Raw genomic sequence first — 24087 nt, forward strand, 5'->3', positions numbered from 1 at the left:
GAACTGTACTTTCGCGAAGTCGGCTTCAGGCGAGGTCGAGGACGATCCGGCCCTCGATGTCGCCATGATGCATGCGGGAGAAGACGTCGTTGATGTTCTCCAGCTTGTCTGCATGGACCGTGGCCTTGACCTTGCCCTCGCCGGCGAACGCCAGTGCCTCGAGCAGATCGAGCCGCGTGCCGACGATCGAGCCGCGCACGGTAATGCCGTTCAGCACGGTGTCGAAGATCGACAACGGGAAGTCGCCCGGCGGCAGGCCGTTGAGCGCGACCGTGCCGCCGCGCCGGACCATGCCGAGCGCCTGCTGGAACGCCTTGGGCGAAACGGCGGTCACCAGCGCCCCGTGCGCGCCGCCAATGGCTTTCTTGAGCGCTGCCGAAGGGTCCTCGTTGCGCGCGTTGACCGTCAGTGTGGCGCCAAGGCGTGTAGCGAGGTCGAGCTTGCTATCGTCGATGTCGACCGCGGCCACATTGAGACCCATGGCTCGGGCATATTGCACCGCCATGTGGCCGAGCCCGCCAATGCCGGAGACGACCACCCACTCGCCGGGTCGGGCCTCGGTGGCCTTCAATCCCTTGTAGACGGTGACGCCCGCGCAGAGGATCGGCGCAATGTCGAGGAAGTCGACATTGTCGGGAAGGTGACCAACATAGTTGGGATCGGCGAGGACATATTCGGCAAAGCTGCCATTGACCGAATAGCCGGTGTTCTGCTGTTCGTGGCAAAGCGTCTCCCAGCCACCCAGGCAATGCACGCAGTGCCCGCAGGCGGTGTAGAGCCAGGGCACACCGACCCGGTCGCCTTCCTTCACATGGGTGACGCCGGCACCAACGGCGGCGACATGCCCGACGCCCTCATGGCCAGGAATGAAGGGCGGGTTGGGCTTGACCGGCCAGTCCCCTTCTGCCGCGTGCAGGTCGGTATGGCACACGCCGGTTGCCGCAATCTTGACCAGGACCTGCCCGGGGCCGACCGTCGGGATCGGCGCGTCCTCGATGACCAGGGGCTTGCCAAATTCGCGGACGACCGCCGCCTTCATGGTTTTCGCCATGTCCGTTTCTCCTTTTAAGCGGGGGGTCAGAATAGGCCGAGCGCGTGCTCGTCATAGGAGACGAGCAGATTCTTGGTCTGCTGATAATGATCGAGCATCATCCGGTTGTCAACGGCGGAGCAAAAGTCGGCCATTCGGCGGCGTAAAACCAGGCCACGGTGTTACATGCCGGGGGGAGTGGCGTGAGGGCGTAGCCCGAAGGCCACTCCCCCCGGCATTGGCTTGATTTTCAGGGTCTGGTTTTGGCCTTTCGGGCCCGGCTGTGAGCGAGGCGATAGCTTTCGCCGTTCATCTCGAGGATGCTGACGTGATGGGTCAGACGATCGAGGAGCGCGCCTGTGAGGCGCTCGGATCCGAAGGTTTCAGTCCATTCGTCGAAGGGCAGGTTGCTGGTGATCAAGGTGGAGCCGCGCTCATAGCGCTGGGAGATCAGCTCGAACAACAGTTCGGCACCGGTCTTGGAGAGCGGTACGAAGCCCAGTTCGTCAATGATGAGCAGCTTGTATCCGGCCATCTGCTTCTGGAAGCGCAGGAGACGCCGCTCGTCGCGCGCCTCCATCATCTCGCTGACCAGCGCCGCCGCAGTGGTGAAGCCCACCGACAGTCCTTTCTGGCATGCTGCCAGCCCGAGCCCCAAAGCTACGTGCGTCTTGCCGGTGCCCGATGGCCCCAGAGCGATGGCGTTCTCACGCCGCTCGATCCACTCGCAGCGCGCCATCTCGAGCACCTGCATCTTGTTGAGCCTGGGGATAGCGGCGAAGTCGAAGCTGTCGAGGCTTTTGACGGCGGGGAAGCGCGCGGCCTTGATGCGCCGCTCGACCATACGACGCTCCCTGTCGATCATCTCCATCTCGACGAGACGGGCGAGGAAGCGGATATGATCGACGCCTTCAGCGGCACATTGCCGGGCGAGCTTGTGATGCTCTCGCAGGCACGTAGGCAGCTTGAGTGCCTTGAGATGGTGAGCGAGAAGAATCTCCGGTGCCTGATCGCTCATGCGGCCTCCTGCCTGTCGGACAGCAGGCTCATATAGGCTCTGGCAAAGGTCTTCTCGACCGTCGTGCGTGGCAGGAAGGGATAGACGTCCAGGTCCAGCCTGGGCGGCACGCGTTCGACCCGGCACAGGACCAGGTGCCTGACGGCATCGAAGCCGATGGCGCCAAGGTCGATGGCCTGTTCCACCGCCGCCTGGAGATCGGCGATGGTGAACGTTTCCAGCAGGCGCAGCACCTGTACATATTCGCGCCTGCCATGTTTGTGCATGCGCCCTTCCATCAACCGCTGGAGCGTCCCGAACGCTTCGGGCAGGTCCCAGCCCTGCAAAGGGGCCGCCTGGTCGAATGCGTTGATCTTCTGCTCAATCAGCGGGAGATAATGGAGCGGGTCGAAGATAACCTCCTCGCGGGCATGGCAACGCGGGTGACGGGCGATGACCTCGCTGCGGCATCCGATCACCACCGCATCGACATAGGCCCTGATCCAGACTTCCTGATGGCCCCAGGCCACCGGAACCGAATAATCGTTGGTCCTGTAGCGCACCAGGGATTGCGAGGAGACCCGCCCCCCGGTCTGATCGCAGGCCTCGAAGGGTGTAGCGGGCAGAGGCTGCATCGCCGCCAAATCGCGCTGCAAGCGCTCACCGATCGTCTCGCTCTCCCCGCGCACCTTGTCCTGCTGGCGCCTGCGGCATTGCTCCTCCAGCCACAGGTTGAACGCCTCCCAGGTCGGGAACTTCGGGATCGGCACCATGAAATTGCGGCGGCAGTAACCAACCAGCCCTTCCACATTGCCTTTCTCGTTCCCCTTGCCCGGGCGGGCATAGCGGTCGCGGATCACGTAATGCGACAGGAAAGCGCTGAACAGCGTGGCACGCTTGCGCGTGCCGTCTGGCAGGATCTTCGCCACCAGGCAGCGATCGTTGTCATAGACGATCGAGCGCGGCACCGCGCCGAAGAACGCGAAGGCATGGACATGTCCGTCCACCCAGGCCTCCGCCACCGCCGCCGGATAGGCTCGCACATAGCAGGCATCACTGTGCGGCAGATCGAGCGCGAAGAAGTAAGCCTTTTGCTCCACCCCGCCGATCTCCACCAGCGCTTCCCCGAAATCGGCCTGCGCATCTCCCGCCGGGTGCGCCAGCGGCACGAACATCTCCCGGCTGCGTTGCTCGCGCTCCCGGATGTAATCCTTGATGATCGTATAGCCGCCGGTAAAACCATGTTCGGTGCGCAAACGGTCGAATACCCGCTTCGCCGTATGGCGCTGCTTGCGCGGGACACCGCGATCCCCCTCAAGCCATCCATCGATGATCCCCACAAACCCGTCCAGCTTCGGGCGCTGCGGTGCAGACTGACGCCGGTAACCCGGCGGCGATGAAAACGACAGCATCTTGCGCACCGTATCGCGCGACACATTGAAACGCTTCGCCGCCGCCCGTTGGCTCATGCCATCCGCGCAAGCCAAACGGACCTGAAGATAAAGTTCCACGCTGTAGATCCCCACACCTCCCTGACTTGGCAGAAAGGCTTCAAGGTGGACGACTTTTACGCCGCCCGCAGCAGGACTATCCCGCCGCTAGCGTGGCCGAATATTGCTCCGCCGTTCTCAGCAGCGCTTGAGCTGGGAATATACGGTTCTCGCCGCGCCACAGCAGCCGAACCTTGTCGTTCCGGGGAATATTGGCATTGAGGAGCAACAGTTCCTGAGCAAGCTCTTCCCGGATGGCGCTTGAAAATGCACGCGCATCCGCCGTCAGGTTCAATCCTGTGTAATATGCTTCTCGCCGCGCATCGAAGTCCTTGGGAAGATCGTCATCGGGATTGCGGTATCGGTCCGCCCCGACAACCCAGATTTCCTTAGAACGGATGCGATCGCGCAGTTGCGCGAGGACACAAAGCTCATAACTGATCCGGTTTACGCGCCCCTCTTCATCAATGACGGAACTGCGCCATCTCGCCGGAATGACCTCGTCGACCGGCACTGCGTGCGGCGGCACGTAGCGGCATCCATCATCCACTTTGCTTCTGATCCAGTCCAGGGCCGCCAGCACCGGACGCCACACGGCGTTGTTCGACCGGAACTCCAGTGCCGAAAGCAGGCTTGGCAGCATACGGCGATAATGATTGGCCCATGACCTCCGCATCACCTTGTAGATCCGCCGATCCAAGGCGCCCTTTGCCTGGCTTTCCTTGATGATCGCCGCCAGTTTGTCCTTGCCGGCGATTGGGAAAATGACATCGCAGATGCGCCCGGATGGATCGTCGATCGAAGCGCTGGCAATCTCGACCAGGAGTCGCTCCTTGCCATAGACCCGCTCGATGTCTTTCGCGATATCGCCCACCACCTTGCGTTTCGAGCGCGATCCGATCTTATGGACCGTCTCGATCAGCAGGTCGACCATCGCATCCGTAAGCTGAGCTTCCCGCGCCATCAGATAAACGGCATAGAGCCCGAGCTGGCGCGCCGGTACATGCCGGCGCATCTCCGAGGCTTTCTCGCCGGCAACCCGGCGAACGATCTGATCGACCCATGCCTTGCCCGTGACCGATAGGAAATCTCGGGGAAGAGCAAGCCGTTGGATAAAGGCGAGTTTGGCGGTCACGCCAAGAATGTTTTCGAGCGTCGCCTGACCTGCATCCCCCTTCATCGTGTTGAAGCCGGTCGGGCCATCGGGATCGGCGAGCGAGGCTTCCAGCAAGGCGACCGCATCCGGCGCAAGCCGATCGCGGACTCGGGCCAACAGGGCCTCCAGATAGAGGTGTCGTTGCGAACGGACGAGGCGTTCCAGCTCCTTGCGCGACGGCCCATAGATACGGCGGTCGCGGCACCACAGGAAAACATGCTCGAGCATGGCATTGATCGGCTGCCCGCCCGCACAAAGATCGTCGGAAATCCACCTCGACAACGCCCTGCGATCCGTCTGCGTCATACGGCGGAACCCGAGATGCCGCAAAATCTCCGCGCAATGCCGGCGGGCGGTGCGCCCGGAAAAATCATAGTGGTTCACGGATTTGGCATCGAGACCAAGTTGCTCCGCCAGATACAAGACACCGTCGGAGGGTATCGACGCATGATCCGGCACAAAGAAGCCATGCCCGGCGAAAAATCTAAGCTGAACCGCCAATCCCAGTCGTGCCGTCTCCGCTTTGCCGGTCACGAACGCGATGTCCGAAAAACTCAGGCTCCAGGAGCCGATCAGATCCCCACTCGAAACGCCAAGGCTCATAACGCCGCTCCCTTATCGGAGCGGAACGTCGTTCCTCGCATGGGCGATCGTCAACAACAACCAGCCCGTTCCCGACGTGTTCTCCAAGATGACCAAAATCGCAGCTTCGGGCCGACTGGGCCAACAAGGGTGAGGCCGAAAATGCTCTGAAACGCGCCATCTTCTTCCACCGGATCGGCCGCATCCGTGATCACGCCCTGCAAGCCCAGACCCATCGGGCGAGCGCGCTCAACCTCGTCGCCGGTGCTATCGTCCTGTGGAACACGACCTACCTGCAAGCCGCCCGCATGCATCTTGCCAGTCTAGGCCGGTCGATCCCGCCGGACCTGCTGCAACACCTTTCGCCGCTCGGATGGCAGCACATCAACCTCACCGGCGATTATCTTTGGACCGACCCCGATGCGCCATCGCCGGCCCTCAGGCCGCTTCGCCAGATGCACGCTGTCGAAGGCCCGGCGAAACCTTAGCGTATATCTGGGTCCGTTCTATGTACCGCCCCCTAACAACAGCATCTTCTGGACCTGGACCCGATCAAAATCGTACAAAGTCGAGCTCAGCGCCTGGATCATCTACTACGAGCCCAGCAAGATCCGCGACACACGCGGAGCCTTTGGAACGCCGATTGGCATCGCAGCTCGGCTCAAGCGCCGAGAGGCGCGAACAAATCCTCCAGTGTGGTCTCGTCCAACACTGTATGGGCTGTGTCGCTCTCAGCTTCGAAAAGGGCATCAGCCAAGGCTTGCTTGCGCTGCTGCATGTCGAGAATTCTCTCTTCCACTGTGCCAGCCGCCACGAGCCGATGGACAAATACGGGCTTGGTTTGGCCGATCCGATGGGTCCGGTCCATAGCCTGACGCTCGACGGCCGGATTCCACCAGGGATCATAGAGGATCACGGTGTCGGCTTCGGTAAGCGTCAGTCCAACCCCGCCCGCCTTGAGGCTCAGGAGGAAGACCGGCGCACCTCCGTTCGCGAATGCATCGAGCACCGATGCGCGGTTCCTCGTCTTTCCGGTCAGCGACAGGTACGCAATTCCTGCCTCGGTCAGATCGCGCTCGATCAGATGCAGCATCTCCACGAATTGCGAGAAGATCAGCACCCGGCGACCTTCCGCGACAAGTTCGCTGACAAGTTCGCGCAATCTTGCGCGCTTGGCGCTGTCAGTGACGGACTGTGCGGCCTCGGTCTTGACCAGGGCCGGATCACAGCAGACCTGCCGCAGCTTCAGGAGAGCGCCGAGCACGGTGATGCGGGAAGCTGCCAACCCCTTCGTTCTGATGGCCTCGCGCACGCGGGCATCCATGACACTACGCACAGTTTCATAGAGTGCCTGCTGCGGCTTGGGCAGTTCGACCCGCTCGAGTATCTCGGTTTTGGAGGGCAGTTCTGCTGCGACCTGTTCCTTCGTCCGGCGCAGCAGGAACGGGCGCAAGCGCCGGTTGAGGCGGGCTTGCGCGCTGGCGTCGCCATGTTTTTCAATGGGTGTGCGGAAAAGCGTCTGAAACTGCTTGCGATCCCCGATGAGCCCCGGGTTGACCCAATCCATGAGTGTCCAAAGATCCTGAAGCGAGTTTTCGAGAGGCGTGCCGGTCAGCGCAAGGCGCCCCTTGGCCGGGATTTCGCGCAAGGTCTTGGCCATCTGCGAGGCTGGATTCTTGAGGGTCTGGGCCTCATCCAGAATGACCAGAGGCCAATCATGGGCGGCCAGCCATTCACGATCGCGGGCAAGAAGGGGGTAGGTTGTGACGACGAGATCAGCTTCCAATGCAGCTGCGCGGTAAGCGGCACGATCGTTGCCGTGCAAGACCACGAGACGCAGGCCGGGCGTGAATTGTTCGGCCTGACTGCGCCAAGTGTGCACGAGGCTGGTGGGTACGATCAGCAGCACCGGGCCTGGTGCTTCAGCCTCTCGCCTCGCCTGCAGGAGTGCAAGTGCCTGAACCGTCTTGCCTAGCCCCATGTCATCGGCGAGCACGCCGCCGAAGCCAGCCTGAAGCAGCGCTGCCATCCAGGCAGCGCCATAGGCCTGATAATCGCGCAGTTGCGCCCTCAGCCCGGCCGGTGATGAATAAGCCTCGACCTCGGTGAGAGCGTGGAGGCTTCGCGCCAGTGGCAGGATTCCGACGATGTCGGAAAAGCGCACATCGCTACCTGCAAGGGCTTCTTCAGCCAGTTTGACCAGCCCGGCATCCGTAGGGTGCATCGCGCCCAGTTCCACCTGATGCGAAAGGAACATGTGGAGCAATGGTGCAATTGGGCTGAGGTCCACCGCGACATACCCTTGCTTGCCACGATCAAGGTAGACGGGCTGGCTCGCGAGGTGCTGTGCCAGCACATCCACGTCCGGCACGTGATCCCACTCTCGGGACTGTTCCAGGAATGCGGCAATCAAGGGCGCGACATCGATGGCCTTGCCCCCAATCTCGGCCTGAAAGCCAAACGAAAACCAGTCATTTCCCTGAAATGCTGCGCCCGGGGCATTCAGCGTCGAGATCGACAGCGAGGCAGTTTCTCCAGCAAGACGGTAAGGCCATTTGCGACCCTCGACTATGTCCCATCCCTCGCGGCGCAATGCCGGGACCACCTCGAATGCGAAATCGATCGCATCATCGAGCCGGGAAACATCCATGAGGGAAGTGCTCAGCTCGCCATCGGCAAAGACGAGGTCACAGTCCATCATGCGTTCGCCGGACCAATGCGTCTCGAGCTCTTCGACCGGGATCGCACCGGCTTCCATGAGCCGCGTCAGGCAGGCTTCCTCCCACTCATGGTCGCGCAGCAGGGTGACCACCTCTCCATCATGCATGATACGGGGATCGGGGTCATAAGCGGAAACCTCCTGACCCTCGTACACGAACGTCAGGGTGATCGTTGGCAGCTGCAGCGTAGCGCCCCAGCGGCGCGAGTTTTCCCGCGCAGTTTCCGCGCCCAGAACCAGGCGGGCATGGCGTGTCTTGGGAGCGCGCGTCATCTGGCGGACGGTGTGCGGGCGCGGCAAGACAAGGTCGGCCATACGATCAGGCAATGCAGCGCCAATTACCTCTGCGTGTTCGGCTGAAACAAGAGGCGCTGCTTCGATTAGACGTAAGGCCTCCAGCTTCACTGGCTGCGCTAGCGCACCGATGCGGCCTTCGTTGATATCAATCCAGAATGTAGCCCCTTCGAACCCTCGCAATTGCAGGGGTGCGCCCGACGGGTCCACAAAACCGAGCTGTTGGGTGCCATCCAGTACGAGACGCCAAGCCAGCCTGACGGCGGGCCGGTCTTCAGACCAGGTGAGGCACGCTTCGGGAGAAGCTTCATGGAGCAGCCTGCCCGTGTCGCAAAGCCGCCGGATCAGGCTGATTGCCTGTTCGCCCTTGGGGAGCAGAAAGTCCGGCAGACCCGGTCCAAAGCCATAGCCGTAGCCATAGCGTGCGTCCCAGATTCTCGCCTGCGCCAGCGCAGGGATCAGTTCCAGATCAACCGGACGGATGAAAGCGGGAACAGCATTGCTGCGGATGGCAGTGAGGACATCATAACGGCGCATGCTCTTGTTCAGCGTATCGCCTGCCGCTGCCATCCGCCCTTTGTAGATATCTACCCGAAGCTGCGCGCCGGTGGGCTCGAGAACATAAAGCAGCCGGTCATTGATATTGTTCGGATATTCTTCGGGCCGGTCAGGTATTGGTGCGGCCGTGGTGGCATTTTGCCTGACACGTGCGAGCCAGGCTTCAACTGGTGCGGCCAGACTGACGGCATTTTTGTGCTGCGCTGCAGCCAGGTAAATCAATGCTGCGGCGACATGTTTGCAATTATGGCCCATCGGGCAAGAGCAGGCACCGAAGACGGCATCGCCATGCAAGGCGATGTGCTGATTGTAGGCCTGGCCGCGCCCGTTCGAGATGCGGCTTACAACAGCGCCGCCTCGTTCGGTCTCGACCTTCATGACCAGCCCGCGATCAACATAATCCTGGGCGCGCTTCAGTGTCGATGAATCGAAATGATCGCTCAACCGGATACGCATACCGTCTCATTAGCCGGACGGTAGCATGGCGCATAGCCTTGGCTGGACGATCAGGAGTGGTCGCCGGCGCATGTTGACATGAGCAGGGCGCTCGCTGTTATATACATGACATATCATGTTAAATTGACATTTTTTACATGATATGGCATATGCTCTGTATGTCCCGCGCTTCCAAAGCCGCCAGCAGTCTCCCGCCCCAAAGCCAGCGCGCCATCGCGCAGCTGGGCAAGGGCATTTCAATTGCTCGCCGTCGTCGCAAGCTACCGCAGCGACTGATGGCCGAGCGTATGCTGGTATCAGTGCAGACACTTCAGCGTCTCGAAGCTGGCGATCCGACGGTGGGCCTGGCCGTACTCGCCAGTGCCCTTCATGTGCTCGGAATGACCCAGCGCCTCGGCGAACTGGTCGCACCTGATACGGACCGAGCGGGGATCAGCGAAGACCTCGCGCGGCTGCCCAAGACGACCCACGCCGTCAGCAGCGACGATCTGGATTTCTGAGGCCGATGCCTACGGTCCGCAGCTATGTCTTCGTGTATCTCGCTGGCGAGCCCGTTCCAGCGGGGCTGCTGACAATGACTGACGAGCCGCGCAACAAGTTTGCGACCTTTGCCTATGGTCGCCGCTACCTCGCGCGCCCTGACCGCATCCCTGTCGATCCGGTGGCGCTGCCGTTGCATGATCCCGGCACTGAGGTGACATTCCGGACCGAAGAGGGCTTTGCTGTGTTCGGCGGGATCCGCGACGCGGCTCCCGATGGCTGGGGGCAGTACCTCATGTACAAGGCGATGGGTGACCGTCTGCCGAGCGAGATCGATCTGATCCTTGCCTCGGGCGATTACAGAGTGGGGGCACTCGCGTTCGGCCCCACGCCTGAGCGACCCGAGCGTATCACGCCGTGGGGCACAGGCGATGCGCCAGGCGAGCGCTTTACCTTGGAGGAACTAGCGGAAGCCGCTGAGCGCGCGCAGCACGTCGATGAGCTCGACGAGAACCTGCGCCGCCTGTTAACCGCCGGATCGTCGCTCGGCGGCGCGCGCCCCAAAGCGGCAACCGATATCGACGGACAGCCGTGGATCGCAAAGTTTCAGGCACGCAACGACACCTTCCCGGAATGCCGGGTTGAGCTGGCGACCATGCGTCTGGCGGCAGCATGCGGCCTCGACGTTCCTGCACTCGATTTCCAGCGCGTTCTTGAGCGCGACATCTACCTGATCGAGCGGTTCGACAGAGTGTCGCACGACAATTGGCTGGATCGACGGCCGTTCGCATCAGGCTTGACCATGCTCGGCGCGCACGAAAGCGAAGTCAGCCGATACAGCTATGCCGATCTTGCCGCCGTTCTGCGCCAGCACGGCACGCAGGTTCGCCGCGATCTCCATGAGCTGTTCCGCCGCATGGTGTTCAATATCCTCGTGACGAATGACGACGATCATTTGCGCAACCACGGCTTCCTGTTCGACGGCACAGGCTGGCGGCTTTCGCCCCTCTATGATGTCGTACCCAAACCACAGGTGGGACTTGATCGGCGTCTGGTTCTGGGTGTCGGGCCGCAAGGCAGGGACGCCACCATTCCCAATGCACTCGCAGGCGCAGCCGCTTTCGCGCTGAGCGCTGAGGAAGCCTTAGCCATCGTCGAGGACATGCGCGCACGGGTTGCTGCAGGTTGGGAGCAGCAGTTCAAGAACGCCATGGTCAGCGCGGCTGACCGCGGACGCTTTGCCACGTGCTTCCGCCTCGCCACCGAGGGCCGCTGACGGATCAAACCAGCCGCTTGCGGACCCCAAAGGTGAACGAAACGATCGGCGACTTCCAAATACATCTTTCGCTTAGACTTGCAATCTCGAGAAACATTGCGCTACAGGGTTCCCGTACCACTTTTACAAATAGTAACGGTAAGGATTATCGCCCCGTTGCAATGGTTTGCCGCTTTGCACAAAGTTGCGCCTCGTTGCGAAACAACAGCTTAAGCCGAATTTCAGGTTTTCAGAGACTCGCACGGCCAATTTCCTTACCCTTCCCTCGTTGGTGGGAGCGTGGCGATGGAGAGCTGGCGGGAGCGATATCTCGGGATCGAGGCGATCCCCGACGCGCTGACCGAGGCGGAGATCGAATTCTTCTTCCGCCTGGATGCAGCCGGCCGCCGTCTCGTCGCGAGCCGCCGCCGGCCCATGACGCGCCTCGGACTGGTCCTGCACATCGGCTTTCTCCGGATGAGCGGCCGGCACCTGCCCGCTCTCGAACGGGTGCCGTCATCGGTCCTGGCCTATGCCGCTGCCCAGGTTGGCGGAACGGCCCCGCAGCTGGCGACGCTGCGCGCCATCTACCGCCGGCGCCCGACCTTGTTCGCGCATCAGCGCCTTGCCGAGTCGGCGACCGGCTTCCGCGCCGCCGGCGAGGCGCAGCTGAGAATGCTGACGGCCTATCTCCGCCGGCAGGCCGAGACCGAGTTCGTTCGCGAGCAACTGGTCCTGGCGGCGCGCCGCTGGCTCTACGACCGCTCGTTCCTGATCCCCGGGGATCGCAGTCTCGAGCAGATAGCCGCCCGGGCGCAGGATCATGTCCTCGGCGAGCTGAAGACAGCGGTCGAGGCTTGCGCCGGCAAAGATACAGCCGCAGGATGGGCAGCTAGGCTGAGCGGCAACGGTCCGAACGCCGGTGAGGCCCTGCTCGACTGGCTGCGCGTGCCGGCGAAGGGCTTCGGCACACGCGCGTTGCGTGACATGCAGAACCGGATCGCCGAGCTTCGCAACCTGGGCGCCGAGCGCATCGTCCTGCCCGCAGTGCCGATCGAACGCATGCGCCAACACGCGGTGCGTATCGCCCGTCGCAAGGCAGCGACGCTGCCGCGGCTTGGCGAGCCGCGGCGCACGGTCGAGATCGGCTGCTGGCTGCGGCTCCAATTGCTCGAGGCGACCGACGCGGTCCTGATGCAGACGAGCCGGCGGATCGGCCAGCTGTGGAGTCAGGCTCGCCGCGCTGTCGAGGACCGGGCGCTCGAGCAACTCAGGCAATACCGCACCGGTGTCGGCGAGATCATCGGCGCGCTCGACGATCCCGCTCTGTCCGATCGCGAGTTCCGGCAGAAAGTCTCGGTCGCGGTGCAGCCGCTTCGCGCGGCGCCTGCGAGCCAAGGCAAGGTCCAGGCGATCCGCACCCAGATGGCCGCGACAACCGGACCGTTGCGCCTGCTGCTCAAGCAGGTCAGCATGCTCGACCTTCAGATCCCGGCCGATCACCCGCTCAAGCTCGCGCTAACAACGCTGGAGGAAGCCTACGACGAGCGTGAGCCAGGGTTGATGTCCTGGGAGGCTGTCCCGTTCCCGCAGGCACAAACCGGGGTCTTGCAGGCGGCGAGGACGCCGGCGGAGCGCCTTGCGGCCTACGAGGTCGCCACCGCCATGCTGCTGAAGCGCTCGCTCCGCAATGGCTCGATCAGCGCGCCGCACAGCGTTCACCACCGCAGCGTCGCCGCCAGCTGATGCCGAGCGCGCAATGGCACAAGGCGCGGCCGCAGGCGATGCGGGATAACCGCTGGACCAATTCCATCGAGGGTTACCTCGGGCGGTTTCGGGGAAGCGCTGTCGCTGCGGGCGACGATGCTCGATGAGGCGATCGGCGCCGGCGAGGTGAGCATCGTCAACGGACGGTTCCGCACCCGGTTCTCATCGCTCCTGCTGGGACGGGACGCCACCGGCGCCGAGGAGCTGGAGGCGCTTTATGCCGCCGTCCTTGCGATGGGCACCGAGAAGAATGCGGCCGAGATGGCGCGCATGGTCGACGGGGTCAGCGACGATCGGATCGAACTGGCCATGCGGGCTGTCGAGGAGAACGGCCACCTTCGCACCGCCAGCGACGCCGCGGCCGCGGCGATGCTCGCTCACCCGATCGCCGCGCAGTGGGGCTCGGGCGTCGCCGCCTCGGCCGACATGATGAGCCTCGATGCGACCCGCAAACTGTGGCTTGCGCGGATTGAACCCAGGCGGCGCGGGCCTGCGGTCGGCACCTACACCCATGTCAGCGACCAATGGGCGGTGATCTACGATCAGCCCGTGCTGCTCAACGAGCGGCAGGCCGGGGTCGCCATCGAGGGCGCGCTCAAGCAGAAGCTCTGCGAGCTGCAGCGCCTGGCCGTCGACACCCACGGGTTCACCTATTTTCGCGATGGCTGCGGCCAAGCTCCTCGGCTTCGATCTCGCACCGCGCCTCGCGGATATCGCGAGCCGCAAGCTGCATCTCCCGCACGGCGTCCTCGTTCCTCCAAGCCTTGAACCGATGGTCGAGCGTATCAGGATCAGTCGGGCTGCCCGGCAGGGTTGGGACGGGCTCCTCCATCTGGTCCTGTCGCTCAAGGCGGGTGATGGCTCGGCCGCGACGATCATCGAGCGCCATGGCAGCGCCGCCAGGGGCATGCCGGTCTACGAAGCTGGAACCCTGCTCGGCAAAGTGCTGCGCAGCCTGTTCCTGCTCGACTACCTGGTCAAGCCGGCGTTCCGCAGGGAAGTGCACCGCAACCTCGCGCAGGGCGAGTCCATGCACCAGCTGCAGCGCGCCATCTTTGCCGGCCGGATCGAGGCCAAGCATGGGCGCAGTCTGCGCGAGGTGGCGGCGATCTCCGGCGCCCTGACGCTGCTGACCAACATCATCATGGCCTGGAATACCGCGGCAATGCAGCAAGTCGTGACTCGCGACGGCGCGGATAGCTTCCCGCCGACGCACCTGGCCCGCATCGCGCCGGTCGCTTTCGGGCACATCTGAAGTGGACCCCGAATTTGGGACCGGTTGACTAATTGGATTTCGGGCCGTTCCGTTGCAACAAACGGAGCGGAGAATGACCCAGAGAACGAGACGTAAGATCGATGCGGCGCTGAAGGCGAAGATCGCGCTGGAGGCGTTGCGGGAACAGGCGACCGTTGCGGATTTGGCGCAACGCTACGAGGTCCATCCCAAGCAGATTTACGCGTGGAAGAAGCAGCTGCAGGAGCAGGCTGCCCGCGCGTTCGATCCGGGCATTGGCCGGGACGACGAGAGCGCACGCGAGCGCGAGATCGAGAAGCTTCATGCCAAGATCGGCCAGCTCACCGTGGAGCGCGATTTTTTAGCCAGGAGGTCCGGCAGATGAGCGCCCCGGACCGCAGAGCGTTGCTCGACCGGGACAACGACGATCTGTCGATCCGGAAACAGTGCAAGCTGTTGAGCGTGGCGCGCTCGGGCGTGTATCGGGCGCCGCGGCCGACCGATGACGACGACCTGGCGCTGATGCGGAGCATCGACGAGCTGTTTATGGCATGGCCGTTCCTGGGCTGGCGGCGGATGGGACGATGCTGCGCGCCGACGGCTGGCGGGTGAACCGCAAGCGGGTGCAGCGGCTGATGCGTACGATGGGGATCGTCGCGCTGGGGCCGAAGCCCAGGACGACCAAGCCCGCGCCGGGCCACAAGGTCTTCCCCTATCTGCTGCGTGGCCTGGCGATCGAGCGGCCGAACCAGGTGTGGTGCGCCGACATCACCTACATCCCGATCGGGCGCGGGTTCCTCTACCTGGCCCCGTGACCGCGAAGCTGTGCGGATTGGCGATTTGGGATTTCAGCGCCACAGCCCTTCGAACCGGCGGCCGGCGGTGCGGGTGTAGCGGGTCGCCGGTGAAGAACGCTGAAGCCGGCAGGAAAGCGTAGGTTTTGTCGAAGTCCAAGTAATCGGAATCACAAGGTTGTGTGGGGATTTGTGGCAAAAGCGATGCCGCGACCTCCCGGACGACACGCCCGTCATCCTCACCGATCTGGCCAGCTTCGACGCCCTGCTGGAGGGCTGCGCATGACCGCCCCCGCCATCTCCCCCACCGTCACCCATTTTCCAGCATAGCTCCCGACCGCATCTGCAATTACGCTCGTATCGGGAACGCTCGGAGTAGAGGTTGTGCGCTAATCTCCACCCCCACTCATTCCGACAATCCCCCTAGGGCTTATCAATATTGGAATGAAAAACCGTCGTAGGTTACTGTAATTGCTGGGGCAGAATAGCTTCCCATGCTTACGACGAGGGTTCTATTAATCGACCCGATCCGGCGCTTCTCGCTCAAGCGCCTTCGCCACCTGATCGCGCGTCCAAACGTTGAGATATTCGGGAGGATTGGGCGGGTTCGAGTTTGCGATGCGGGTCATCGGCTTCGGAAGATTAAACGGAGCCGCCCGCAAGTTCGCAAGCCTGAACCCTCCTGATTGGATGTCGGCCACGTTCTTCAGGCCATCGACGTTATCAACGATCAGGTATTGAATATCGGACTTGGCGAAGTTGTGCAGCGCCTTCGTGATGTCTGCAAAAGACAGGTGGAATAGAACGTGCCGGCACAGCCACACGTCGGCTTTCGGTAGCACATCGTCCACAAAGTCGATCACTTGGAACTGGCGGGCGTCCGTACCGTGTTCCGACTGTAATTTGCTGATGAGATCCGGCACGATGTCTGCGCCGATGTAGTGCATCCCGTCGGGGAGCTTCAGGTGCCGCATCCAGTTTAAATCGCCACAGGGTGCATCGAGCAGCGTGCCGACCTTCAAGTCACGCAACAAGTTGGGCAGCGCCGTGGTCAGCATATTCGTGGCAGACACCTCGCTTCCTGACCCGCTAACCGACTCTCCGCTTTGCCAGCGGTTCTCGGCGAATATGGTTGCAAAAGCTGTCTTGCGATCGGCGTATTCGCTGCCAGACAGATAGACGGTCTTACGCAGCAACGGGTACATCGCCCGCCAAGCGGGACGCACCAGCGCCGGATGTTTTGCCGCGAATCGCTTGATTGCCGATTTAAACATGATTGCCCCCGGAGGAAGATCTTACACAGCGCCACCCCTGCCACCTAACGAGATATTCACCGTCATCACTCCGGCCCCTGGTCCTGATCGTGGCCAACCTCGATCTGCATGTGCCGCCGCTCGAACGTCTGTCAATGGGCACCGAAGGTAACTGCGTATATGAGGGGTGATTGAGTCAAGGGGATTTACGTTATAGCGCACCTTATGGGCTGGACGGATATCGGGTCTGGGCTCGTTGCATGATCAGGCGCCATTCTGACGCCGGCTCCAACTTATATTCGGTCAGTGCACGAGGCGACTGAACCATCATCCCGCATGCTGCGGACGAGAGCCCAGGGGGGCGGAACCATTCTCACGGATCGGCATGGATTGCCCGGCAGTTACGCGGTCCGCCTTCCCGGCATCCGGCAGGGTCTGCAGACCCTGCGAGGATTTGCGGTTTCTCCTGACTATGCGGTTTTTGTGATGGCTCCCTCGATTATGACGCCTGAGCTGATGAACTTCCAGAACGCGACGATGAGCTTGCGCGCCAAGGCGACGATGGTTGACTTTTTCATGCGACCTCCATTTTCCTGGACGCGAGCCTTGAACCATTTGGTCAACCCGGACGCCGGTTGATGATGGATCCAAAGCCAGGCGATCTGGATCAGGGCTGTCCGAAGGCGCGGATTGCCCGCTTTGGAGACGCCTTGCTCTCGATTGATCTGGCCGCTTTGCCATGGCGTCGGCGCTAACCCTGCATAAGCTGCGACCTGGCGGCGATTGTCAAAATGCCGGCATAGCCCTTCTGTCCACAAAACAGGTGCGGCCTCTGACCCGATGCCTTTCAATGAGAGCAACAGGTCTGGTCCGGATGGGCGTTGAAGCGTCCCGGGTTTTCCGGAGGCGGTTTCAATTGAGTCATGCGACCATATCGAGGTTGTCTCTGGCCGCATAGTAGTTGGCTTCGGCTTCGGCGGGCGGGACATGCCCGATGGGGCCGAACAGACGACGGTGGTTGGCTCTGTTGCAAAGATTGGCGGCAGTCAGAGGTAGGCTGTCGCTCTGCGCCGATCAGGCGGCTGCTGCGAAATGGTGGTTGAGCATGCCCATGGCCTCCGTCAGCGCCGAGGGCCCAATGCCAAAAGCTCTCTCCACAAGGCGCACCTCGCCCCTGATGCCGGGCTGCAGGCACCAGGGGCGAGCCTGTCCTTTGCGCAGGGCTCGCATGACTTCGAATCCCTTGATCGTGGCATAGGCCGTGGGGATCGATTTGAAACCGCGCACCGGCTTGATCAGTATCTTGAGCTTTCCGTGATCGGCCTCGATCACGTTATTGAGATACTTCACCTGCCGGTGGGCCGTCTCCCGGTCCAGCTTTCCTTCGCGCTTCAATTCGGTGATCGCTGCACCATAGCTCGGCGCTTTGTCGGTATTGAGCGTGGCAGGCTTTTCCCAGTGCTTCAGGCCTCGCAGGGCCTTGCCCAGGAACCGCTTCGCTGCCTTGGCGCTGCGGGTCGGCGACAGGTAGAAATCGATCGTGTCGCCCCGCTTGTCGACTGCCCGGTACAGGTAGGTCCACTTGCCCCGCACCTTGACGTAGGTTTCATCCAGGCGCCAGCTCGGATCAAAGCCACGCCGCCAGAACCAGCGCAGCCGCTTCTCCATCTCCGGGGCGTAGCACTGGACCCAGCGATAGATCGTCGTATGGTCGACCGAAATGCCGCGTTCCGCCAGCATTTCCTCAAGGTCGCGATAGCTGATCGGATAGCGACAATACCAGCGCACCGCCCACAGGATCACATCACCCTGGAAATGGCGCCACTTGAAATCCGTCATCGTTCCGTCCGTCCAATCTCCGCCAAGCATGCTCAAGCTTCACGATTTTTGCAACAGAGCCCTCGGACCCGATCCCGGATATTGCCTCGCCCTACGCCCGCAGGACAAAGAGGGTCGCCAACATAGTCGGCCTTCTGGGGCACGGCACAGGCGGACGCCCGGGAGAGCGCTTGATGAACCAGCTCGGGATGCCGGTCAGCGACGACACCATCCTTCGGCACTTGAAGCGCATGGCTTTACAGATCGACGACGAGCCCCCCGCTCGGATCATCGGTATCGATGACTGGAGTTGGAGGAAATCGTGGCGCTACGGCACGATCATCGTTGATCTCGAGCGCCGAAAGGTCATGGACATTCTCGAGGACCGGAGCGTGGCGAGCGTTGCACAATGGTTGAAGCGGCATCCCTCCATTGAGGTGGTCAGTCGAGATCGATGCGGGCTATACGCGCAGGCTGCTCGTGAAGGTGCCCCGCAAGCGTCTCAGGTGGCTGACCGCTTTCATCTCTTCCAGAACCTGCGTCTTGCGATCGAGGAACAGATGAGCCTCTCCGGCCGAGCTACAGGCAGGGCACTGCTGCCAGACGAGGACATCGAGACTGATCATGACGATCGAGCTTTGCATGAGGAGGCGCCTGGAATGCGGTTGCGCAATCAGCTTCGACGGACACATAGGCAGTCCCGGAAGGAGGTGTTCGAGACGGTGCACGCCTTGAGCAAAGAAGGCCTGACCTGCTCGGAGATTGCGCGTCGCACTGGATATGGCCGCCGCAGCATCGCGAAATGGCTGACGTTTGAAACGCCACCCGACCGACGCAGGGGAGCGTTGCAGCCGACATCTCCCCTGTATTTCGAAGCCTTTCTCACCCAATGTTGGAAGGACGGCAACCGCCGTGGGCGGCATCTGTTTCATGACATCAAGCATCGCGGGTACACCGGCAGCTTTTCCAATCTTGAACGCCTCCTGGCAACCTGGCGCCGCGCCGAGAGACCGGAATCGGATAAGGATAAGGATAAGGATGATGCGGCGCCGGCTCGGGTTGGCGTCGTCGACAGTACATACGATAATGCGCCTGTGCGTGATCCGCACACTGGCCACTGGATCTCGCCGGTTGTCGCCGCTGCTCTCTGCATCAAGCCGCGCGGCGCGCTGACCGTCAATCAAGAGCGGAAAGTGGACGCCCTCAAGCAGGGATCAGATACCTTTGCGACTTTGCGCAGCTTATCCATGCGGTTTCGCGGAATATTTCATAGCCGAAATTCGGCAAGGCTCGAAGATTGGATTGATGATGCCATTCATTCTGGCCTGGTTTTCCTGGCCCGTTTTGCCCGCGTCCTTCGCCGCGATATCGACGCCGTCTGTAACGCCATCGACCTGCCTTGGAGCAATGGTCAAGCGGAAGGTCAGATCAACCGACTGAAGACGATCAAGCGCGCTATGTATGGCCGAGCGGGTGCAGAGCTTCTCAGAGCGCGGATGATGCCCATCCAATTGTCCGATCTCCACACAAAGTGAGGCAGACCCTTTTATCGTCCCTCCGAATGTTCGATATACGAACACTTGTTCGATACGGATAGAATATGCTATTCAGTTCATTCGTCAAGGCCGACGCAAGCCAACCAAACGAGACAGACGCTCGATGCGTTGGAACCGGGACTGAAATGCGCGCACCAAGGAGCGCGAACACTTGCGACTTGAGTGGAAGAATCGAAGAACTCGGTGGGAACGACACAAACGTGCGGTCGTCGACAGCTTCACCGAGGTGCTTCACCAAGACAGTGGCCTTCCGCCTGAGGGCTAAGAATCGCGCCATCTGAATTAGAACGCCACGATGTGGCCGGGAGCCGATTGATGCAAGATATCCCTCAGATCCTTGGGATCGTGAACATGACCAGCGACTCCTTTTCTGACGGAGGCTTGTTCTTGGATGAGCAGTCCGCGATCGCGCACGCGAATGGATTATGGAAGCATGGCGCCAACATCATTGACCTAGGACCAGCCGCCAGTAATCCAAACGCTGAGTTGGTGGATTCTAAAGAGGAAATTCGGCGACTAAGTCCAGTTATCACCGTGCTTCATAAAGCTAAGATTCCCGTCTCGGTCGATAGCTTTCGAGCAGAAACCCAGCGCTATGCAATTTCGAGAGGAGTAGAATTTCTGAACGACATCACGGGGTTTTCCGAGCCTAGCATTTACGCCGATCTTGCAGTGGCCAAATGCAAACTCATCGTCATGCATTCGATGCAAGCTGGCAACCGTGCAACAGAATCTGACTTTTCGCCACACGAGGTGTGGCTGCATTCGTTTCGGTTTTTTGAAGAGCGTATCGCTACCCTAATTAACGCTGGTATTGCGCCAGAGCGGCTCATTTTGGACCCAGGCATGGGATTCTTTTTAAGTGCCAATCCCGAAGCGTCTCTTCGTATCCTCGCTAATCTAGAGGACTTTTCACATAGGTTCTGCTTACCGCTCTTAATATCCGCTTCTAGAAAGTCCTTCTTAAGGAAGGTAACAGGCAAAGCTGTTGAGAAAATCGGGTCAGCGACGCTTGCAGCGGAGCTGCTCGCTGCTATGGCGGGAGTTAGTTATATTCGTACTCACGACGCTGGAGCATTGGCTGACGGCCTAGCGGTGTTATCGGCTGTGAACTCGAACAAGGGTCACTTCAGCAGCAAAGGCTGACCGCCGGAACGGTCTCATCCCCCAATGGCCGCAAGCACGAGCGGTACAAGAAACCACGATCAATGCATCGGATATTTCAGAATTTTATTGATTGCCTTTCGAGCGCGTCGAATTCAGATGCTCTTCGCGATGCCATGTCGCAGGCAGCAGCGGCGTTCGATCTGTCCTGTTTCGCGTACCTCTCCATGCCGGATAAAACAGGAGGCCAGGCCGGGTTAATATCAAACTATCCATTAGCTTGGACAACCCATTATTTGCAAAGGCATTATGAGCGCTTTGACCCCGTGATCGTTCAGGCACTCGGCCAACCCGAGCCTTTTGAATGGGGTCTCGGAATCGGATCGTTGGCGCCCTCAAAATGGGTCGTGCGGCTGAGCGGAACAGGAAAGTGTCGTAAGGGGCATTATTTTCTTTCAAAAGTCCCATTTGGAATTAGGTTGACGTAGCGGTCTGAGGCCGCCGTTTGCGACGGCGTCGGGCACGGAGAAATCGTAGCGCCCGAGGAAATTGATGTGACGCCAGGATATCGGCGAGAGTCGAGCGATATCGGCGGGCAGTGGCGGCGTCCCGGCCTCACTGAGTTGGCGCACGGTTTCTTGCATGTAGACAGCGTTCCAGTGGACGATGGAGTTGAGGGCGAGACCAAGGACGCCAAGCTGCTCCTCCTGGCCCTGGCGCAGAGGGCTTCTGATTTCGCCCCGATCGCCGTGATGGACGCGCCGACCGAGCTTGTGGCGCAATTCCTGCCGGTTGAGCTGAACCAATATCCGCCGGCGGAACGGTCGATCGTCGATGTATCGCAGGATGTGCAGCGTCTTGATGATGCGCCCCAGTTCAGACAGCGCCTTGGCCAGGGTCGTTGGGCGGTCTTTGACCTGCAGCATGCGCATGACGCCTGCGGCCTTGAGGTGGCCGAGCTTGAGCGATCCGGCCAAACGGATCAGGTCGGACCAGTTTTCCCTGATCAGATTGATTTTGATCCTGCCCCAGGCAATCTCATCGAATTGTCCGTAGCTCGCCTGGCGGTCGATGCGCCACAGCTTCGCGCCGCCGATGTCCGCCAGACGGGGGCTGAACCGGTAGCCCAAGAGCCAGAACAGCCCGAAAATCGCGTCGGAATAGGCGGCTGTGTCGGTCATGATCTCCAGAGGTTCGAGCTCGGTTTCCTGTTCCAGCAGGAGAGCCAGGACGACCAGGCTGTCGCGCAGCGTTCCAGGGATGACCGCTCCGGCCAGACCACTGAACTGGTTGGAAATCATGTTGTACCAAGTGACGCCGCGCTCCTGGCCGTAATATTTGGGGTTGGGGCCGGCGTGTATGGCGCTCGACGGAACGACAAACCGCATGCCGTCGGCGCTGGCCACCTCGCCTGCGCCCCAATGTTGGACGATATCCAGGCGACTGTGAGCGGCAACGATCGCGGCGTTGGCCGCGGCTATGGTCTCGGGCCGAATGAAATTCTGACCGACCCAGGAAAGCCGGTCGCGACGCAGAGCCGCAAATTCCGGGCGCACAACCGGCTCAAGGCCGATGTTACAGGCGCCGCCGACCAGGGTCGCGCAAAGGCTTATCTCGAAGTGCTCGACGGTGGCCTGACGCTCGCTCAGATGGGTAAAGGACTTAGCAAATCCGGTTCGCGCCATGACTTCAAGCAAGATGTCGGGCATCCCCGCCTTCGGCATGCGCGTTTGGACGGCGGCGCGAAGCGCACGAAGGCGCTCGGGTTCATCAAGCTTGTCGAGGGGCGTGACCACAATCTGGGTCTTGTCGGCGACCGTCTCGAAACGCAGGTCCAGATTGTCGCCCGCGCGCCCGGCGACATGACGATATGCCTCATCGAGAAGGCGGGAGAGACCGTCGATCTCAGTGTCGGCTTCCAGAGATCGGCCCAGGGCGCGTGCTACCATCAATCTGGAATTGTGCCAGGACTCGCCCTCGAGCATCCCGCGCCGGGGATCCCCGTATCGGATGCCGGGCTTGGCGAACACGTCGCGACGCTTGATCGCGAGACGCCATGCATCGATGATCGCGAAGACATAGGCTTTCGGGTCTCTCACCCTGCCTTCATGATCGAGGGCATGTTGCCTCCACGCCTTTGGGATCGCAGCGGTCGGTGCGCCGCGCATCTTGGCGAGAGACGACCAGTCGTCCACGCCCTTGAGGTAGCTGATCGCGGCCTTGACGTTTTTGCCGCCCGGGGCGGCGTCGATCTCGATGCGGGTGGTGATTTCAAAGAACAATCGCCGGGCGCCCCGCCATTTTGTTCGCAGTTGATCATATGGCTTGGTCTCTGCGGGCTTGGCGATTGCCTCCACCTTGGACATGGCGGCCTCGATGTCGGGACGGGGCAACCGCTCGAAGAGCACGTTTCGCCATTCATTGAGGGGCAGCCCGTCGTCGGTCAAAACCAAGAGACCCATCGCGTGGAGCAGCATCGCTGCGCCATCGAGATCGCGCAGGCTACGCAGGCGGGCCTGCTTGTCGGCGGCTTCAGCCCCCTTCACCAAGTCGGCAAGCAGAGCCTCGGCCAGCTCGGCAGCGTCGTCCTGGGCCGCCGCTTCGAGCGTATGGAAGAGCGCGGCTACGGTCGCGGTTCGACGAGGCTCCTGAAGGACAGCGATAGCCGAAGGCTTGCTGACGCGCGCCACCCGCGCGAGGCGCTCAAGGGTTGTGGCTGGAACACCGCGTGGTGGCGCCGGTCGCAGATTGAACGCCCGGACCGCATCGAGCCGATCAAGATGGCGGAAAAGCTCGGTCGGCATGCGCTTGGAGGGAATGGTCCGCAGCGCGTCCAAGGCGGCGAACGTGGATGTGTCGCCATCGTCAAACAGAGCGGCGATGCGCGCGCGCTGGTCATCGCTCAAGCTGGTGACCAGATGACACCAAAGCCTGGTCCGCGCACGATCGCGGATTCTGCCGACCAATCGCTCGACGACCGTGACGCCCGGCAGCAGCACCTTGTTGGCGATCAGCCAGGCCGCAGCTCGATCAATAAGGGGGCCGGGCCGATCGTCGCCGCTCCAGCAAAGGGCGTAGAGCCATCGGGTCAATCGGAACCGCGCCACCGCGTTGTCGCCAAAGTCCGTGAAGCCGCAGTGCGTCCGGATGAGCGCGAGGTGCCGGATGCGCCGGCTTCCCGCAAAATAGGCTTCCACGTCCGTGCCGGGTTCAAGAGCGAGTTGTTCGATCACGGCCGCCAGGACCGACGCGGGGATTTCGGCGGGCGAGACTGGAAATGCGCCCAGAAACCGGGCGCTGGTCAGCATCACCGCAAAGCCGAGCCGATTGTGGTCGCCGCGCAGAGTTCCAATGAGGTCGCGATCAGTTTGGTCAAAATGGAAATATCGCGCGAGCTGGTCGGCCGACGGTTCGCCGTCGAAGCGGGCAAAGCCCTGACGCTGGGCGTCAGTGAGGTGACGGGTGGGCATACCGTGCGAAACTTTCAACTTTTGCGAAGGCGGAGGCTTGTGCCGAAAAGTAAGGCTAATTTCTTCGCAAAACA

18 protein-coding genes and 3 pseudogenes are annotated in these 24087 nt (G+C 61.5%); 12 read left to right on the plus strand and 9 right to left on the minus strand.

The annotated features are described in order from the left end of the window. Positions 1-25 precede the first annotated feature (25 nt). The 4 genes and pseudogenes from adhP to BES08_RS30240 form a co-directional block, all read right to left on the minus strand. Complete coding sequence (gene adhP, locus BES08_RS30225; protein WP_004212676.1) at positions 26-1051, minus strand: alcohol dehydrogenase AdhP; 1026 nt, start codon at positions 1049-1051, stop codon at positions 26-28. A gap of 229 nt (positions 1052-1280) precedes the next feature. Further along, positions 1281-2048 (minus strand): IS21-like element ISSsp5 family helper ATPase IstB, encoded by a 768-nt coding sequence (gene istB / locus BES08_RS30230; RefSeq protein WP_036531279.1) that lies wholly within the window; start codon positions 2046-2048, stop codon positions 1281-1283. Beyond that, positions 2045-3538: an IS21 family transposase gene (gene istA / locus BES08_RS30235; RefSeq protein ID WP_081799279.1), complete on the minus strand. Its 1494-nt coding sequence runs from the start codon at positions 3536-3538 to the stop codon at positions 2045-2047. The genes istB and istA overlap by 4 nt, the downstream gene beginning before the upstream one ends. A 139-nt stretch (positions 3539-3677) precedes the next feature. Further along, positions 3678-5276: pseudogene (locus BES08_RS30240) on the minus strand (DUF4158 domain-containing protein); the annotation flags it as partial. 122 nt (positions 5277-5398) lie between these two features. Between BES08_RS30240 and BES08_RS32480 the strand changes: the two are divergent. Continuing rightward, positions 5399-5743, plus strand: a pseudogene (locus BES08_RS32480) (Tn3 family transposase); the annotation flags it as partial. Positions 5744-5916: 173 nt separating this feature from the next. On the opposite strand, the gene BES08_RS30250 reads toward BES08_RS32480, so the two are convergent. Next, positions 5917-9282 (minus strand): DEAD/DEAH box helicase, encoded by a 3366-nt coding sequence (locus BES08_RS30250; RefSeq protein ID WP_083274943.1) that lies wholly within the window; start codon positions 9280-9282, stop codon positions 5917-5919. 158 nt (positions 9283-9440) lie between these two features. On the opposite strand from BES08_RS30250, the gene BES08_RS30260 reads away from it, so the two are divergent. From BES08_RS30260 to BES08_RS30295, 8 genes are all read left to right on the plus strand, one after another. After that, positions 9441-9782 (plus strand): helix-turn-helix domain-containing protein, encoded by a 342-nt coding sequence (locus tag BES08_RS30260; protein WP_156800077.1) that lies wholly within the window; start codon positions 9441-9443, stop codon positions 9780-9782. Positions 9783-9787: 5 nt separating this feature from the next. Then, the gene (locus BES08_RS30265; protein ID WP_069710304.1) at positions 9788-11038 is read left to right on the plus strand and encodes a type II toxin-antitoxin system HipA family toxin; all 1251 of its coding nucleotides are present in this window, start codon (positions 9788-9790) and stop codon (positions 11036-11038) included. A 285-nt stretch (positions 11039-11323) separates the two neighbouring features. Next, positions 11324-12763: a DUF4158 domain-containing protein gene (locus BES08_RS30270; protein ID WP_069710305.1), complete on the plus strand. Its 1440-nt coding sequence runs from the start codon at positions 11324-11326 to the stop codon at positions 12761-12763. A gap of 117 nt (positions 12764-12880) precedes the next feature. Continuing rightward, the gene (locus tag BES08_RS34575) at positions 12881-13552 is read left to right on the plus strand and encodes a Tn3 family transposase (RefSeq protein ID WP_069710306.1); all 672 of its coding nucleotides are present in this window, start codon (positions 12881-12883) and stop codon (positions 13550-13552) included. Continuing rightward, positions 13446-14039, plus strand: a complete 594-nt coding sequence (locus BES08_RS34580; protein ID WP_083274944.1) for a Tn3 family transposase — start codon at positions 13446-13448, stop codon at positions 14037-14039. Before BES08_RS34575 ends, BES08_RS34580 begins: the two co-directional genes overlap by 107 nt. Positions 14040-14112: 73 nt before the next feature. Beyond that, a complete protein-coding gene (locus BES08_RS30285) occupies positions 14113-14403 on the plus strand; it encodes a transposase (protein ID WP_069710308.1) in 291 nt (96 codons plus the stop codon). Then, complete coding sequence (locus tag BES08_RS33505; protein WP_069710309.1) at positions 14400-14630, plus strand: hypothetical protein; 231 nt, start codon at positions 14400-14402, stop codon at positions 14628-14630. Before BES08_RS30285 ends, BES08_RS33505 begins: the two co-directional genes overlap by 4 nt. Beyond that, positions 14570-14833, plus strand: a complete 264-nt coding sequence (locus BES08_RS30295; RefSeq protein ID WP_083274945.1) for an IS3 family transposase — start codon at positions 14570-14572, stop codon at positions 14831-14833. Before BES08_RS33505 ends, BES08_RS30295 begins: the two co-directional genes overlap by 61 nt. A 494-nt stretch (positions 14834-15327) precedes the next feature. On the opposite strand, the gene BES08_RS30300 is transcribed toward BES08_RS30295, so the two are convergent. The 3 genes and pseudogenes from BES08_RS30300 to BES08_RS30310 all read right to left on the minus strand — a co-directional run bounded on the left by BES08_RS30300 (position 15328) and on the right by BES08_RS30310 (position 17904). Further along, a complete protein-coding gene (locus BES08_RS30300) occupies positions 15328-16086 on the minus strand; it encodes a class I SAM-dependent methyltransferase (RefSeq protein WP_156800078.1) in 759 nt (252 codons plus the stop codon). A gap of 449 nt (positions 16087-16535) precedes the next feature. Continuing rightward, positions 16536-16937, minus strand: a pseudogene (locus tag BES08_RS32485) (transposase); the annotation flags it as partial. Between the two features lie 202 nt (positions 16938-17139). Beyond that, positions 17140-17904: an IS6-like element IS6100 family transposase gene (locus BES08_RS30310; RefSeq protein ID WP_001389365.1), complete on the minus strand. Its 765-nt coding sequence runs from the start codon at positions 17902-17904 to the stop codon at positions 17140-17142. 122 nt (positions 17905-18026) lie between these two features. On the opposite strand from BES08_RS30310, the gene BES08_RS30315 reads away from it, so the two are divergent. The 3 genes from BES08_RS30315 (at position 18027) to BES08_RS32490 (ending at position 21031) form a co-directional block, all read left to right on the plus strand. After that, positions 18027-19418, plus strand: a complete 1392-nt coding sequence (locus tag BES08_RS30315) for an ISL3 family transposase (protein WP_420873481.1) — start codon at positions 18027-18029, stop codon at positions 19416-19418. Positions 19419-19754: 336 nt separating this feature from the next. Then, positions 19755-20585 (plus strand): dihydropteroate synthase, encoded by an 831-nt coding sequence (gene folP / locus BES08_RS30320; RefSeq protein ID WP_069710404.1) that lies wholly within the window; start codon positions 19755-19757, stop codon positions 20583-20585. Positions 20586-20647: 62 nt separating this feature from the next. Further along, positions 20648-21031 carry an autoinducer binding domain-containing protein gene (locus BES08_RS32490; protein ID WP_083274946.1) on the plus strand — a complete coding sequence of 128 codons (384 nt, stop codon included), beginning with the start codon at positions 20648-20650 and terminating at the stop codon, positions 21029-21031. On the opposite strand, the gene BES08_RS30325 is transcribed toward BES08_RS32490, so the two are convergent. After that, positions 20999-24013: a Tn3 family transposase gene (locus BES08_RS30325; RefSeq protein ID WP_019054268.1), complete on the minus strand. Its 3015-nt coding sequence runs from the start codon at positions 24011-24013 to the stop codon at positions 20999-21001. The genes BES08_RS32490 and BES08_RS30325 overlap by 33 nt on opposite strands. Positions 24014-24087 lie beyond the last annotated feature (74 nt).

The organism is Novosphingobium resinovorum, from assembly GCF_001742225.1.
GTDB classification, from domain to species: Bacteria; Pseudomonadota; Alphaproteobacteria; order Sphingomonadales; family Sphingomonadaceae; genus Novosphingobium; species Novosphingobium resinovorum_A.

Coding starts and splice junctions, on each gene's coding strand:
- adhP (WP_004212676.1), bottom strand. CDS start 1,051: ATGGCGAAAACCATGAAGGCGGCGGTCGTCCGCGAATTTGGCAAGCCC.
- istB (WP_036531279.1), bottom strand. CDS start 2,048: ATGAGCGATCAGGCACCGGAGATTCTTCTCGCTCACCATCTCAAGGCA.
- BES08_RS30250 (WP_083274943.1), bottom strand. CDS start 9,282: ATGCGTATCCGGTTGAGCGATCATTTCGATTCATCGACACTGAAGCGC.
- BES08_RS30260 (WP_156800077.1), top strand. CDS start 9,441: ATGTCCCGCGCTTCCAAAGCCGCCAGCAGTCTCCCGCCCCAAAGCCAG.
- BES08_RS30265 (WP_069710304.1), top strand. CDS start 9,788: ATGCCTACGGTCCGCAGCTATGTCTTCGTGTATCTCGCTGGCGAGCCC.
- BES08_RS30270 (WP_069710305.1), top strand. CDS start 11,324: ATGGAGAGCTGGCGGGAGCGATATCTCGGGATCGAGGCGATCCCCGAC.
- BES08_RS34575 (WP_069710306.1), top strand. CDS start 12,881: ATGCTCGATGAGGCGATCGGCGCCGGCGAGGTGAGCATCGTCAACGGA.
- BES08_RS34580 (WP_083274944.1), top strand. CDS start 13,446: ATGGCTGCGGCCAAGCTCCTCGGCTTCGATCTCGCACCGCGCCTCGCG.
- BES08_RS30285 (WP_069710308.1), top strand. CDS start 14,113: ATGACCCAGAGAACGAGACGTAAGATCGATGCGGCGCTGAAGGCGAAG.
- BES08_RS33505 (WP_069710309.1), top strand. CDS start 14,400: ATGAGCGCCCCGGACCGCAGAGCGTTGCTCGACCGGGACAACGACGAT.
- BES08_RS30295 (WP_083274945.1), top strand. CDS start 14,570: ATGGCCGTTCCTGGGCTGGCGGCGGATGGGACGATGCTGCGCGCCGAC.
- BES08_RS30300 (WP_156800078.1), bottom strand. CDS start 16,086: ATGTTTAAATCGGCAATCAAGCGATTCGCGGCAAAACATCCGGCGCTG.
- BES08_RS30310 (WP_001389365.1), bottom strand. CDS start 17,904: ATGACGGATTTCAAGTGGCGCCATTTCCAGGGTGATGTGATCCTGTGG.
- folP (WP_069710404.1), top strand. CDS start 19,755: ATGCAAGATATCCCTCAGATCCTTGGGATCGTGAACATGACCAGCGAC.
- BES08_RS32490 (WP_083274946.1), top strand. CDS start 20,648: ATGCATCGGATATTTCAGAATTTTATTGATTGCCTTTCGAGCGCGTCG.
- BES08_RS30325 (WP_019054268.1), bottom strand. CDS start 24,013: ATGCCCACCCGTCACCTCACTGACGCCCAGCGTCAGGGCTTTGCCCGC.